The 12,651-nt window shown below is 71.3% G+C and carries 14 protein-coding genes; 6 read left to right on the top strand and 8 right to left on the bottom strand.

Annotation, left to right across the window (positions count from 1 at the left end):
* Window positions 1–384 precede the first annotated feature (384 nt).
* Window positions 385–1,248, top strand: a complete 864-nt coding sequence (locus N7925_RS14020) for a C40 family peptidase (protein WP_265599951.1) — start codon at window positions 385–387, stop codon at window positions 1,246–1,248.
* Between the two features lies 1 nt (window position 1,249).
* On the opposite strand, the gene N7925_RS14025 is transcribed toward N7925_RS14020, so the two are convergent.
* The 3 genes from N7925_RS14025 to N7925_RS14035 form a co-directional block, all read right to left on the bottom strand.
* Window positions 1,250–2,461 carry a Cmx/CmrA family chloramphenicol efflux MFS transporter gene (locus tag N7925_RS14025; protein WP_265599952.1) on the bottom strand — a complete coding sequence of 404 codons (1,212 nt, stop codon included), beginning with the start codon at window positions 2,459–2,461 and terminating at the stop codon, window positions 1,250–1,252.
* Window positions 2,462–2,890: 429 nt separating this feature from the next.
* Window positions 2,891–3,067: a hypothetical protein gene (locus tag N7925_RS14030; RefSeq protein ID WP_274344021.1), complete on the bottom strand. Its 177-nt coding sequence runs from the start codon at window positions 3,065–3,067 to the stop codon at window positions 2,891–2,893.
* Window positions 3,068–3,313: 246 nt separating this feature from the next.
* A complete protein-coding gene (locus N7925_RS14035) occupies window positions 3,314–4,051 on the bottom strand; it encodes a metallophosphoesterase (protein WP_274344022.1) in 738 nt (245 codons plus the stop codon).
* Between the two features lie 115 nt (window positions 4,052–4,166).
* Between N7925_RS14035 and N7925_RS14040 the strand changes: the two genes are divergently transcribed.
* Complete coding sequence (locus N7925_RS14040) at window positions 4,167–4,751, top strand: CGNR zinc finger domain-containing protein (protein WP_274346464.1); 585 nt, start codon at window positions 4,167–4,169, stop codon at window positions 4,749–4,751.
* A gap of 6 nt (window positions 4,752–4,757) precedes the next feature.
* On the opposite strand, the gene N7925_RS14045 is transcribed toward N7925_RS14040, so the two are convergent.
* Complete coding sequence (locus tag N7925_RS14045; RefSeq protein ID WP_265599955.1) at window positions 4,758–6,041, bottom strand: geranylgeranyl reductase family protein; 1,284 nt, start codon at window positions 6,039–6,041, stop codon at window positions 4,758–4,760.
* Between the two features lie 97 nt (window positions 6,042–6,138).
* Between N7925_RS14045 and N7925_RS14050 the strand changes: the two genes are divergently transcribed.
* Window positions 6,139–6,666 (top strand): GNAT family N-acetyltransferase, encoded by a 528-nt coding sequence (locus N7925_RS14050; RefSeq protein ID WP_274344023.1) that lies wholly within the window; start codon window positions 6,139–6,141, stop codon window positions 6,664–6,666.
* 142 nt (window positions 6,667–6,808) lie between these two features.
* Here the strand turns inward: N7925_RS14050 and N7925_RS14055 are convergent, their stop codons facing one another.
* On the bottom strand, window positions 6,809–7,501 hold the full coding sequence (locus N7925_RS14055) for a demethylmenaquinone methyltransferase (RefSeq protein ID WP_265599957.1): 693 nt from the start codon (window positions 7,499–7,501) through the stop codon (window positions 6,809–6,811).
* Window positions 7,502–7,707: 206 nt separating this feature from the next.
* On the opposite strand from N7925_RS14055, the gene N7925_RS14060 reads away from it, so the two are divergent.
* Genes N7925_RS14060 through N7925_RS14070 form a run of 3 tightly spaced genes read left to right on the top strand, consistent with a single transcriptional unit; the run spans window position 7,708 to window position 10,136 of the window.
* Window positions 7,708–8,217: a SigE family RNA polymerase sigma factor gene (locus N7925_RS14060; protein WP_274346465.1), complete on the top strand. Its 510-nt coding sequence runs from the start codon at window positions 7,708–7,710 to the stop codon at window positions 8,215–8,217.
* 9 nt (window positions 8,218–8,226) lie between these two features.
* Window positions 8,227–9,150, top strand: a complete 924-nt coding sequence (locus N7925_RS14065) for a hypothetical protein (protein WP_274344024.1) — start codon at window positions 8,227–8,229, stop codon at window positions 9,148–9,150.
* Entirely contained in the window at window positions 9,147–10,136 is a 990-nt protein-coding gene (locus tag N7925_RS14070; protein ID WP_274344025.1) for a DUF3152 domain-containing protein, read from the top strand. The genes N7925_RS14065 and N7925_RS14070 overlap by 4 nt, the downstream gene beginning before the upstream one ends.
* 324 nt (window positions 10,137–10,460) lie before the next feature.
* Here N7925_RS14070 and N7925_RS14075 read toward each other — a convergent pair whose 3' ends face one another.
* From N7925_RS14075 to N7925_RS14085, 3 genes are all read right to left on the bottom strand, one after another.
* Window positions 10,461–10,847 (bottom strand): SdpI family protein, encoded by a 387-nt coding sequence (locus tag N7925_RS14075; protein WP_274344026.1) that lies wholly within the window; start codon window positions 10,845–10,847, stop codon window positions 10,461–10,463.
* A gap of 358 nt (window positions 10,848–11,205) precedes the next feature.
* The gene (locus tag N7925_RS14080; RefSeq protein WP_274344027.1) at window positions 11,206–11,913 is read right to left on the bottom strand and encodes a hypothetical protein; all 708 of its coding nucleotides are present in this window, start codon (window positions 11,911–11,913) and stop codon (window positions 11,206–11,208) included.
* A gap of 295 nt (window positions 11,914–12,208) precedes the next feature.
* Window positions 12,209–12,613 (bottom strand): transposase family protein, encoded by a 405-nt coding sequence (locus tag N7925_RS14085; protein WP_274344028.1) that lies wholly within the window; start codon window positions 12,611–12,613, stop codon window positions 12,209–12,211.
* Window positions 12,614–12,651: the final 38 nt, after the last annotated feature.

Genomic DNA, 12,651 nt, shown 5'->3' on the forward strand with positions numbered 1-12,651 from the left:
CGGGACGACCGCGGGACGACCACGGGGCGATCACGGGGCGATCACGGGGCGATCATGGGGGCCCGCGAGTGACCGCGGGCCGCCCACGCGGATCGCGGCCGCGAGGGTTGCCCGTCCCGGTGGACCCACACTGTGACCTGCGCCACTCGGCCTCACGCCGCGGAAAGCCGGGCTTGGCCATCGGTGTGAACGGATGGTAAGCGACGGGCAATTCGGGCGTATTACCAAAAGACAATGATCACGGGCCTGATAGGCGACGTCCGATTTGCCCGTTACGGCGTCAATAAGGGTGCTCAGAAAGCGGATTCACAGATTCCGAACGTAACTGTGTCGCAACACACGTTTCTTGATGGGACCCCTACAGCCCTGATAGCGCTAGTACTCATGTCCCACACCGCTCACATACCCAGCCACCGGAAGCCCCGTCAGCGCGCCTCGAAGTCGGCACTGCGAGCCGGAGTTGCCGGTGGCGTCCTCAGCACCATCGCGGTCGCGGGTGCCGCCGGTCCGGCCCAGGCCGAGCCGGTGACCCAGACGATCGAGATGCCCACGATCACGTCCGGCTTCTCCACCGCTGTGGCCGCCTCCGCCCAGGCCACGCAGCAGGTCGCCCTCGACCTGGAGACGCAGGCCGACGAGGACGCCGCGGCGGAGAAGGCCGCCAAGACGGCCAAGAAGGCGCACGCCGAGGCCGTCCGCAAGGCCGAGGCCAAGAAGAAGGCCGAAGCCGCCGCGAAGGCCAAGGCCGAGGCGGAGGCCGAGGAGCGCGCCGAGCGCGCGTCCCGGACCTCCGAGCGCACGACGCTCAGCGCCTCCTCCGGCTCGTCGGGCTCCTCGGACTCGGGCAGCTCCGCCTCCGCACCCTCCTCCTCGTCGTCCTCCTCGAACGTGAGCGGCTCCGCCGCCTCCATCGTGGCGTTCGCCAAGGCGCAGGTGGGCGACGCGTACGTGCCCGGCGGCACCGGCCCCAACTCCTGGGACTGCTCCGGCCTGGTCCAGGCCGCGTACCGCACGGCGGGCATCGACCTGCCGCGCGTCTCGCAGTCCCAGTCGACGTTCGGCACCCAGGTCTCCCTGGGCAACCTCCAGCCCGGCGACATCCTCTACTGGGGTAGCGCGGGCAGCGCGTACCACGTCGCGATCTACATCGGCGGCGGCGAGTTCGTCGGTGCGCAGAACTCCAACACCGGCACGGTGCAGCGCTCCATGGACTACGACCGGCCGACCGGCGCGGTCCGCGTTCTCTGATTCACAAGCGCCCGTCGGCGCTCACGTCGACAGCCTCTGAGGGCCGCCGCTCCCCCGCTCGGGGGCGGCGGCCCTTCGCCGTCGTCGCGGCGACGAGCAGGGCCAGGACCATCAGCAGGGCGCTCACCCAGACCGGCGCCCGGTAGCCGAACCCGGCGTCCAGGGCCAGGCCGCCCACCCACGGGCCCACCGCCGCCCCCAGGTTGAACGCGGTCGTCGAGAACGCGCCGGCCAGCGTCGGGGCCCCCGACGCGAGGCCCAGGACCCGGGTGATCAGGGCGGTGCCCGTACCGAAGGCGAGCATGCCGAGGAGCGGGATCAGCGCCAGGGCGAGCACCGGGCGGCCCGCCGTCAGGGCGAGGGCCGCCCAGCCCAGGGTGAGGGCGGTCATCCCCGTGGCGACGACGGCGACCGGGCGGGCGTCGGCGAACCGGCCCGCCACCGTGACCCCGGCGAACGAACCCGCCCCGAAGAGCGCCAGGGACACCGGCACCCACCCCGCGCCCAGCCCCGTCTCCCGGGTGAGGAGGGGCTCCAGGTAGGAGAAGGCGCAGAAGGTCGCCCCCTGCACCAGGGCCATCGTGAGCAGGACCGGCCGCGGCCCGGGGCCGGTCAGCGCCCGCAGTTCGTCCCGCACGGGTACGGGAGCGGCGCCCGTGCCCGTACCCCGGCCGCCCGGGATGGAGCGCAGGACCGCGAGGAAGGCGGGCAGCGAGACGATCGCGACCGCCCAGAAGGCCGACCGCCACCCCCACCGCTCGCCCAGCACCGCGCCGGCCGGTACGCCCACGACGCAGGCGATCGTCACGCCGCCGACCACCACGGCGGTGGCCCGGCCCTTCAGTTGGTCCGGGACCATCGCGATGGCCGTGGTCAGCGCGACCGCCCAGAAGCCCGCGTTGGCGAGGGCCCCGACGAAGCGGGTCACCAGGAGCACCTCGTAGCTCGGGGTGAGAGCGCCGACGACATGGACGGCGACGAACACTGCGAGGAAGAGGAGCAGGGCGCGGCGCCGGGGCCAGGCGCGGCCGGCGAGCGCCATCAGGGGGGCGCCGACGACCATCCCGATGGCGAAGGCGGAGGTGAGGAGGCCGGCGGCGGAGAGGGAGACGTCGAGGTCGGCGGCGATGCCGGAGACGAGCCCGGACAGCATGAACTCGGAGGTGCCCTGGGCGAAGACCGCGAGCCCCAGGACGTAGACGGCGAATGGCATGGGTGAGTAGCCCCTTGGACGGAACCGTCGGGTGGACAGACAGACCGGAGTGCGGGGATACGGGCCGCGGAGACGTCCGCCGGTGGTCCGGCGGGGCGGTGCGGGAGAAGTGCCCGGCGGTGATCGGCCGGTGGCACGGAGAAGTGCCCTGCGGTGACGACCGGCCGGTGCACGAACCTCGCGTACGGCGGTGCTTCAGCGCGTACGCGAGGGGGGACGGCCCGTACCCGCGGTGAGCAGGGGGCGTGGAACCGTGACGAGGGAGGCCGGTGACCCGTGGGTCAGCCGACGACGCTCAGCACGAACACGGCCACCGGCGCACCGGTGGCCGGAGTCTGTCGGACTCGGGGCTGGCCATGGAAGAGAGGCTACCGGTCGGGCGGCGGGGCCTCCAGCGCTTTTCCGGGCCGGAGGGGACCGCCGCCCGGATCAGCGGCGGCGCGGGCGGCGGGTCGTCCGCTCCGGCTCCTTGGCCGAGGTGGTGGGCGCGGGCAGCGCGTCGTACGCGGCGTCGAAGTCCTCGTCCTCGTCCGTCGCGGTGGGATCCACGGCGAAGCGGGGCTCCAGGAAGAGCCCGTGGTGCTGGGGCAGGGAGGCGGTGGTCATGGCTGTCTGTCCTTGGGGTCGAGCAGCGCTGTATCGGCTTGTTCCGTACCCCGCTGGCCTGCGTTCGATGTGAGCGTGCGTCAAGAAGAGTGGCACGCACCGCGTGCCGCCACTGCGGGCGGGGGCGGGCGGGCGCCGTCCGGTCCGGTACTGCCGACGACCGGGGGCGCGCAAATCATCGCACACGATCACCTGGGGGGATGAGGATTAACACCGGAGGCGAGCGGAGCGCCGCGTTCGGGGTGCTCAGGGGACGACGCGGAAGTGCGTGGTCAGCCGCCGGTCCTCGCCCAGGACGTGGAACGCCAGGCCCGGCGGCTGCTCCCGGTCCGCCGGGCGGTCCCCCTCCCAGGGCAGGCGCAGGGTCCAGGTGACGGCGGGGCCGACGATCAGGGGGCGGCCGCCGAAGACCGAGGCGGCGGCCGTGTGGGCGTGTCCGGTGAGGACGGCGACGACCCGCGGGTGGGCGGCGAGCAGGGCGGCGAGCCGCTCGGGCTCCTGGAGCATCCCGGCGTCCGGCAGCGGGTGGTGGAGTTCGACGGGCGGCTGGTGGAAGGCGATCAGCGCGGGAACGCCGTCGGGCAGCCCGGCGAGCGTGGCGTCGATCCAGGCCAGCGTCTCCGGGGCGAGGCGCCCCTCGTCGCGGCCGGGGATCGTGGAGTCGCACATCAGGATGGCGCACCCGGCGATGCGGTGGACCCGGTTGACGGGGGCGGTGCCGGGGGCCTCCCCGAGGAACGCCGTGCGGTAGGCGGGACGGTCGTCGTGGTTGCCCGGGCAGGCGAGCACGGGGAACGGCGCGTCCAGAAGGCGTACCGCCTCCTCGTACTCGGTCTCGGCCGCGTGATCGGCGATGTCCCCCGTGACCAGCAACGCGTCGACGGGGTGGGGCAGGGCCCGCAGATGGTCCATGACGCGGGCGGTCCGCCGGGTCGCGCGTTCGCTGCCGTCCAGGTGCAGATCGCTGATCTGAGCAAGCAACATGAGCAGCACTCCCCCGCCTAATGGTTATTTCCCATGATCCGTTAGGACTCTAGAGTGGGTGGCTCGGACGTTCAAGAGGCGGCGGAGGGAGCAGGCGGTGGCACAGCGGCCCGTGATGGAGCTGGTGAGCACCATCCGTCACGATGGGGACGGCGGGGTGCTCGACGACCTGGACACGGTCCGGGGAGCGCAGCGGTGGCTCCGGCAGCAGCCCGGCCTGCCGGCCGTCGCGACCGCCTCCGGGGACCTGGTCGTCGACGAGGAGCTCCGGGCCGCGGTCGTCGGCGTACGGCGGGCCGTCCGGGCGCTGTTCGCGCGGGTGGTCAGCCCTGGCCCGCCCAGCCCGGCCGACGCCCACCGCCTGATGCCCGCCGACGAGGCCCTGGCCCGCCTCAACGCGGCCGCGGCCCGGGAGCCCGTCGCCCCCCAACTGCACTGGCCGGACGAAGGGGCCCCGGTGGCCCGCTTGTTGTCGGCCGAGGCCGACCCCCGCGTACGGCTGGTCGCGGCGCTGGCGCGCGACGCCGTCGACTTCCTGAGCGGCCCGGAGTGCGAGCGGCTACGGGCCTGCCACGCGCCGCGCTGCGTGCGCTACTTCATCAGGAGCCACGGCCGGCAGGAGTGGTGCAAACCCTCCTGCGGCAACCGGGCCCGGGTGGCCCGCCACTACGAACGCACGCGTGCGGCGGACCCTTCCTGAGCGGCCTCAGGCCTTCGGGGCCACCTTCGACAGGCCGTTGATGATGCGGTCCATCGCGTCGCCGCCCTGCGGGTCGGTCAGGTTGGCCAGCATCTTGAGGGTGAACTTCATCAGCAGCGGGTGGGTCAGACCGCGCTGGGTGGCGATCTTCATGATCTTCGGGTTGCCGATCAGCTTCACGAAGGCGCGGCCCATCGTGTAATAGCCGCCGTAGGTCTCCTTGAGCACCTTCGGGTAGTTGTTCAGGGCCAGTTCGCGCTGGGCGGGGGTGGCGCGGGCGTGGGCCTGGACGATGACGTCGGCCGCGATCTGGCCCGACTCCATGGCGTACGCGATGCCTTCGCCGTTGAACGGGTTGACCATGCCGCCCGCGTCACCGACGAGCAGGAGGCCCTTGGTGTAGTGCGGCTGGCGGTTGAAGGCCATCGGGAGGGCCGCGCCGCGGATCGGCATCGTCATGTTGTCCGGGGTGTAGCCCCAGTCCTCCGGCATCGAGGCGCACCAGGCCTTGAGGACCTCGCGCCAGTCCAGCTCCTTGAAGGCGGAGGAGGAGTTGAGGATGCCGAGGCCCACGTTGGAGGTGCCGTCGCCCATGCCGAAGATCCAGCCGTAGCCGGGCAGCAGCCGGTCCTCGGAGCCGCGCTTGTCCCACAGCTCCAGCCAGGACTCCAGGTAGTCGTCGTCGTGGCGGGGCGAGGTGAAGTAGGTCCGCACGGCGACGCCCATGGGGCGGTCCTCGCGGCGGTGCAGGCCCATCGCCAGGGAGAGCCGGGTGGAGTTGCCGTCGGCGGCGACGACGAGCGGGGCGTGGAAGGTGACCGGGGTCTTCTCCTCGCCGATCTTCGCCTCGACCCCGGTGATGCGGCCGGTGCGCTCGTCCTTGATGGGCGCGCCCACGTTGCAGCGCTCGTACAGCCGGGCGCCGGCCTTCTGCGCCTGCCGGGCCAGCTGCTCGTCGAAGTCGTCGCGCTTGCGGACCAGACCGTAGTCCGGGTAGGAGGCGAGGTCCGGCCAGTCCAGCTGGAGCCGCACGCCGCCGCCGATGATGCGCAGGCCCTTGTTGCGGAGCCAGCCCGCCTCCTCGGAGATGTCGATCCCCATGGAGACGAGCTGTTTCGTGGCACGGGGCGTGAGCCCGTCGCCGCAGACCTTCTCGCGGGGGAAGGCGGTCTTCTCCAGGAGCAGGACGTCGAGTCCTGCCTTGGCGAGGTAGTAGGCGGTCGTGGAGCCGGCTGGGCCCGCTCCGACGACGATCACGTCCGCGCTGTGCTCGGAGAGGGGCTCGGTCACGGTCGGATCTCCCGAAGACTCGAATTCGCGTGCCGCGCGGCACATGTCCCGTGCAGTCTATGGGGGCCTGCGAACCAACCCTCCGAAGGGCTCCCTCATGTCGACAGCACCTGTCACGCCCCCTGCTTCGGCCCCCGCCGTACACCTCCGTGTTCCGACCGACGAGGACGCCCTGAGCTGGCACCGGGTCTTCGACGACCCGCAGGTCATGGAGTTCTTCGGCGGGCGGAGCGCGGAGCTGTCCGCGTACGAGGAGCTCACCGCCCGCCAGCGGCGGCACGACGCGGAGCTGGGCTACTGCCTGTGGACCGTCACGGACGAGGAGGACGCCGTCCTCGGCTTCACCGGGGCGCAGCCGTGGCCGCACACGCATTACGGGCCGGTCGGGGCGACCGAGATCGGCTGGCGGCTGGGGCGCCCGGCGTGGGGGCGGGGGTACGCCACCGCCGCGGCCCGCACCACGCTGGAGCGGCTGCGGGTGGCGGGGGTGGGCGAGGTCGTCGCGTTGGTCCACTCGCGCAACGTCCGGTCGATGGCGGTCGCGGAACGGCTCGGGATGCGGCGGGCCGAGTCGTACGCCACTCCGCGCGGCCAGGAGGCCGTCTGCTTCCGGCTGGAGCTGTGAGCCCGGGGCCGTATCCGGGCCCGTGGACGGTCCGGGCCGGGTCCACGGGCGGGAGCCGTAGCCGGGGGTCGTCGTGACCGACCCCGGTCCGTGACCGTGACCGACCCGGGACCGTGACCGACTCCGGGCCGCTACGGGAACGTCAGGCGCGGGTGGCCCGGTGCAGGGCCACCACGCCGCCGGTCAGGTTGCGCCAGGCGACCTTCGACCAGCCGGCCTTCTGGAGCAGCGCGGCGAGGGCGGGCTGGTCGGGCCAGTCGCGGATGGACTCGGCGAGGTAGACGTACGCGTCCGGGTTGGAGGACACCGCGCGGGCGGCCGGCGGGATCGCCCGCATCAGGTACTCCGTGTAGACCGTACGGAACGGGGTCCAGGTCGGCTGGGAGAACTCGCAGATCACGACGCGGCCGCCGGGCTTCGTCACCCGGTACAGCTCGCGCAGCGCGACCTCGGTGTCCTGGATGTTGCGCAGCCCGAAGGAGATCGTGACGGTGTCGAACGTCTCGTCCTTGAACGGCAGCTTCATCCCGTCGCCCGCGGTGAACGGCATCCAGGGGTGGCGCTCCTTGCCGACCTTGAGCATGCCGAGCGAGAAGTCGCACGGTACGACGTAGGCGCCCGCCTTCACGAAGGGCTGCGAGGAGGTCGCCGTACCGGCCGCCAGGTCGAGGATCTTCTGCGCGGGGCGGGCGTCGACCGCCCGGGCGACCGCCTGGCGCCACAGCCGGGCCTGGCCGAGCGAGATCACGTCGTTGGTCAGGTCGTAGTTGGCCGCCACACCGTCGAACATCGAGGCGACTTCGTGCGGCTGCTTTTCCAGGGAGGCTCGGGTCACCCTTCCATTCAAGCAGCCCGGCGCCACGGATCAGCGGGGGCGGTCGACCGGGCCCCGCGCTCCCTCGAACTGATCTTCACTTCTCTTCAACCTTTTCGGCACACGGGTGCTCTGTAAGGGGTGGGAGTCCGCCCAGCGGCGGAGTTCGGGGAGCACGGAAGCGCGAGGAGAGGGGAGGGCGGATGCCGGCAGCGGCTGAGCCCGCCATGGCCGACGGCGAGGGCGCCGCGTTCGAGGCGTACGCCCGGACCGGGCAGCGCCGGCTGTACCGGACGGCCTACCTGCTGTGCGGAGACGTCGAGGGCGCGCAGGACCTGACGCAGACGACGCTCGCCAAGTTGTTCCAGCACTGGCGGAAGGCGAGCCGGGCGGACAACCTCGACGCCTACGCCAAGACCGTGCTCGTCCGCACCTTCGTGGCCGAGCGCCGCCGATCGGTCACCGATCTGCTCGCCCACAACCGCAACGCGCCCCGCCCGCAGCCCAACCCCGCGCCCAACGCCGACCTCCGGGTCACGCTGCTCGCCCTGCTCGCCGAACTCCCGCCCCGGGCCCGGGCGATGGTCGTCCTGCGCTACTGGGACGACCTGAGCGTGGAGACCGTGGCCTCGCTGCTGCGGTGCAGCGAGTCCACGGTGAAGAGCCAGTGCTCGCGTTCGCTCATCCGACTGCGCGCCCGGATGGGCGACGTCCAGCTCTACTCCACCGGAAGCTGAGGGCCGGTCATGATTCCTGAACCGCACGAGCACCTGCCGCCCCGCACCCACGACGAAGAGCTGTTCCGGGACGCCCTGCACCGGACCGTCGGCCCGCTGTCCCTCCAGCCCGATCTCGTCCCCGACGCCGTCCGCGAGGGGCACCGGCGGCGGGCCAGGACCCGGGCGTTCGCGGTCGCGGGCACCTTCGTCGCGGTCACCGCGGTGACCCTGGGCCTCGCCGTGCTCGGCCCCTGGCTGCTGGCGGGGCCGGAGGCGGGGCCCGCCGCGCCCGCCGGCCCGTCCCTCTCCCTGCCCGCTCCCACTTCCACCCCGTCCCCCCAACGTACGGAGCCACGCCCCGACATGCCGAGCCCCACGTCCACCCCCGTGCCTACGGAGTCCGCGGCCGTTCCTGCGACGCCGCCCCTCTCGACGCCCTCCCCATCGGTCCCGCCCGGCCTCGGCCCCGAGGAGGCCCAGCGGCTGGAGGACTTCCGGCAGTGGGCGGCCGGGGCGCTGGACGCCCTGCTGCCCGCGTCGATCGGGACGGTCCTGCCGGTCGGCGACGGCCCGGAGAGCTACCAGGGGCGGCGCGGCTCCACCGTGCACGCCGTCCGGCTGTCGGTGCGCCCGGAGCCGGAGGGCCCGGCGCCCGCCTGTCGCGACATCCCCGAGAAGGGGCTGACCTGCGAGGACCTCGCCCTGGACGACGGCACGCCCGCCCGGGTGTACCGGCAGCCGGCCGAGGACACGACGGGCACGGAGGTCTCCCTCCAGTACCGTTCCGGCGGCAGCACGGTGGCCCTCTCCGTCGCGCCCGCGCCGTCCGGGGCGGGTGGTGCTCCCGTCACCGCCGGGGACCTGGTCCGGGTCGTCCAGAGTCCGCGGTTCCGGGAGCTGGTCGCGTACGCCGACGAGAACCCGGTGGAGCGGAGCGGGGCCGCCTCGTGACGCGCCGCCGGTCCACGGGCACCCTGCCGCGCGCGTACGGGGAACCGGACCGCGACGAGGACACGTTCCGGCTGCGCGTGCCGCCGCCCCGGGCCCCGGGGCGCGCTCCGGGCCGCTCACGGTCGACGGCCCGCTCCCGGGTACGCCGCAGACGCCGCAACCGGCGCCGGGCGGCCTCGCTCACCGTGCTGGCCCTCGTGGTCGTGGCGGGCGCGGCCCTGCTGGTCGGCCGCCCCTGGCAGGACGGGGGCGGGCCGGCGGACACGGCGGCGCCGAACTCGTCCCGTACGGCACCGGCGGGTGGACCGGACAACGCGTCGGAGCCGCTGGAGGACCCTTCTGCGTCGACTCCCCCGCCGTCCCCGTCCCCGAAGCCCTCCGCCTCGGCCTCGGCCAAGAAGGACGCCGACGTCCGGGCCGAGGACATCCCCGCCTCGGGCCCCGGCACGTTCACCGTGGCCCGTGCGGGGGTCGACCCGAAGGGCAGGGGGAGCGCCTACCGGGTCGAGGTGGAGAACGGCAGCGGCGTCGACCCCGACCGGGCCGCCGCGGAGATAGCCGCCGTCCTCGCCCACCCACGCGGCTGGGGCCACGGCGGCGAGCACACGTTCCGCCAGGTCGCCGACGGACCGGCCGGGCTGGTGATCAAGATCGCCACCCCGGCGACCACGGACCGGATCTGCGGCGAGTACGGACTGAGGACGCGCGGCGAGGTCAACTGCCGGGTCGGCGAGACGGTGGTGGCCAACCTGAAGCGCTGGCAGCTCGGTTCACCGCAGTTCGACGGGCCCGTAACGGAGTACCGGGCGCTGATCGTCAACCACGAGGTCGGCCACTGGCTGGGGCGCGGCCACGAGACCTGCCCGGGGAAGGGGCTCCCCGCTCCCGCGATGATGCAGCAGATCGACGGGTTGAAGGGCTGCGTCGCCAACGCCTGGCCCTACGACACGAAGGGACGCTACCTGGGCGGCCCGAAGGTTCCGTGACCTGCGTCAGACACGACGTACGGGACAAACTCCGGATCAATCGGCGATTCGTGAAGAATGCCCGACTCTGGGGCAGAAACCTTCTGACAGTGACCGGAGATCACTCCCGTCGTGCGGGGAGAGTGCGTTGCTCGGGAGTGAGAAAAAGATCGATCCAGCCAGCAGAACTCCGACCAGGAGAATGCCGCCCGTAGGGGGGACCAGGGCCGATTCCGAGCGACTCGACCCGCCCCCTTCCCTCCCGGTGGTCCGGCACCCACGGCATTGACGTAGATGGCCACGTTCGCACCCATCGCACACGGGGACAGCTCGGCGCGAGCCGAGCTATCTGTCTGAATGACCGACTGCACATGCAGCTGAATTCGCCTTGATCGCTGCTGTGGTGAGAAGTGTGAGAACGCCTACTAGCCCGGCCGACGGGACGATGATGACAGTCGCATTCTCGGTATCGCTCAGCGTGAACGCCAGGCCGAGTGCCAACGAAATGGCACCTGTGACATAGGCGGTAAGGAAGGTTACCGTCAGCATCGGAGCCGCGGAGACGTGCCCTGCTTGCCATGCACGGTCGGAGGACATCGTCGCCTTAGTGCGAATTCCCATCACGGAATTACTTTCAATACTGCCGCTCGCAACTTGGCTCTTCATGTAATGAATCACCGCGCCCAGCACCATCAATCCCGCGCCGAAAGTGAATCCCGCGACCGGATCCATTGCTTTTCCTCCAAGAGCATAGATCGGCACTCCCCGTCCAGAGAGGCCTTACGCCATTGGCAGGGATCAGATCGCCTGCCAACACGCCGAATCCTCCCCCACTCCCCGCATTTGCCCGAACCTCAAGCGGGGCATTGCAGTGTCGCGAGAGTAACGTGATCGTTTGGAATAGCTTGAGATGGATTCAAGGCACTCGCGATGGATACATGGCGTATTACAGGTGGTTTGCATCCTGCACCGATTCGAGTGGAAGCCCGCAAGTGCCTAAAATTGTCAAGCATGCTTAATCTCGGCCAATGGGGACTCTTCACCCAGTTCCGCAGGGTCTCCGACGAACCCGGGACGGTTCACTCGCAGTTCAGGAGGACGGTGCGTCCGGGTTCGGCTTGCGCCTCACCTCAGTCACGGACACGCTCTCGTCTTCGGGGGCGCCGAAGGGTTCCGCGATCACGCCTGTTCCGGTGCCGATGACTTCCACTGCCAGGCCGGAGCCCATGAACCGAAGGTCCACTCGGGCGCGCGGGCCGCCGCCGAGGTCGGGCATCTTGTGGATGCGGTCGGTACGGTATCCGGCGGCGATAATGGTCTGCTGAAGTGTGCTGTAGGTGGTGTGCGACTCTCCGGCTGCTTTGGTGGTCAGGCGCTCGGCGTGCTTGGCGCCTGCGCACTTTTCGATTTCGCCGAGTTCGACTTCCTGGGGTGGGCCGGACTGCATGGGCTTGTCGGGCATCTCATTTGACTCATCGACGGGGATGGGTATGTCGCCGTTCGCATCAGGTGTCCCGGCGGGCTTGTCGGTGCGGGGGGCTACACCGCTGGGGATGCCGCCGGGCAGTGTCCCGGGATCTGGTGCGGCGCCGCTGCCGCTGGGGGCGTCGGGGGAGCATTGGCGCGCGAACTTGTTGAGGATGTCGAGGAACTGCTTATCGGTGGGCTGCCGGGCGGGCGAGGCGGAGACCTGGGAGCCGACCGGGGCGGTGGATGTGGATGAGGCTGTCTGGGTGCCGCAGGCGGTCAGGGCGAGGGAGCCCGCAGCCGCTATGACGACGGACACAGTGAAGCGCATTGATGGCATAGATGAATCTTTGCCACACGCTCCCATGGGGCGCATGAGTAAACGTACTCATGGCTTGATCACGGGCCGCCAGTAGTCGTCGAGATCTGTGGACCGATTGATCTCAGTCCCGTCGTGATGGCTTGATTTCGACGAGTTCGGTTGTGAAGCCGTCATCGTTCTCCAGGAACGGCCCCGGCCTCCCCGACCTGGGAGTCGTCCTCGTGGAAGGTGACGTCCGGGTCGGATCAGGCGGGCTCGGTGCTGGTCATGACGGGGTGGTTCTCCTGTCGGTGCCCTCTCAGGCTCACCCGCCGAAGCGGGAAGTCTCACCCAAGGCCGACAGAGAGGGACTCGATGACCGTCCCAGGACCATTCGGCAAGCTACCTGTTCCCGTACGAACGGCGATGCATCGGCGATCCACTCGCCTACTGCCAGCAGCGATGTCGCCCCGGACAGGACGGCGCAGGCGACGAGGGCGAGGACGACGGTCGGCCGGTGGCGCACTCCGCGCGGATCGCGCGGGTCGGGCACCTCGGCCAGCCGCTCCAGCAAACCGGCGAACTCCCCGTCCCCGGCCTCGGGGCGATCACGAAGTTGGTCAAGGGCCGCCGGGATCGGCGATGATACGCAGGCAGGCACCTTGCTGTCGCACGGTGAACAGTCCGCCCCGTCGAGCTCCCGCAGCTCGACGTCGACGTCGACGTCCATGACGCCCACCGTCCGGGGCGCGGGAGCCTGTTGGGCAT

Source organism: Streptomyces sp. CA-278952 (assembly GCF_028747205.1).
GTDB lineage: Bacteria > Actinomycetota > Actinomycetes > Streptomycetales > Streptomycetaceae > Streptomyces.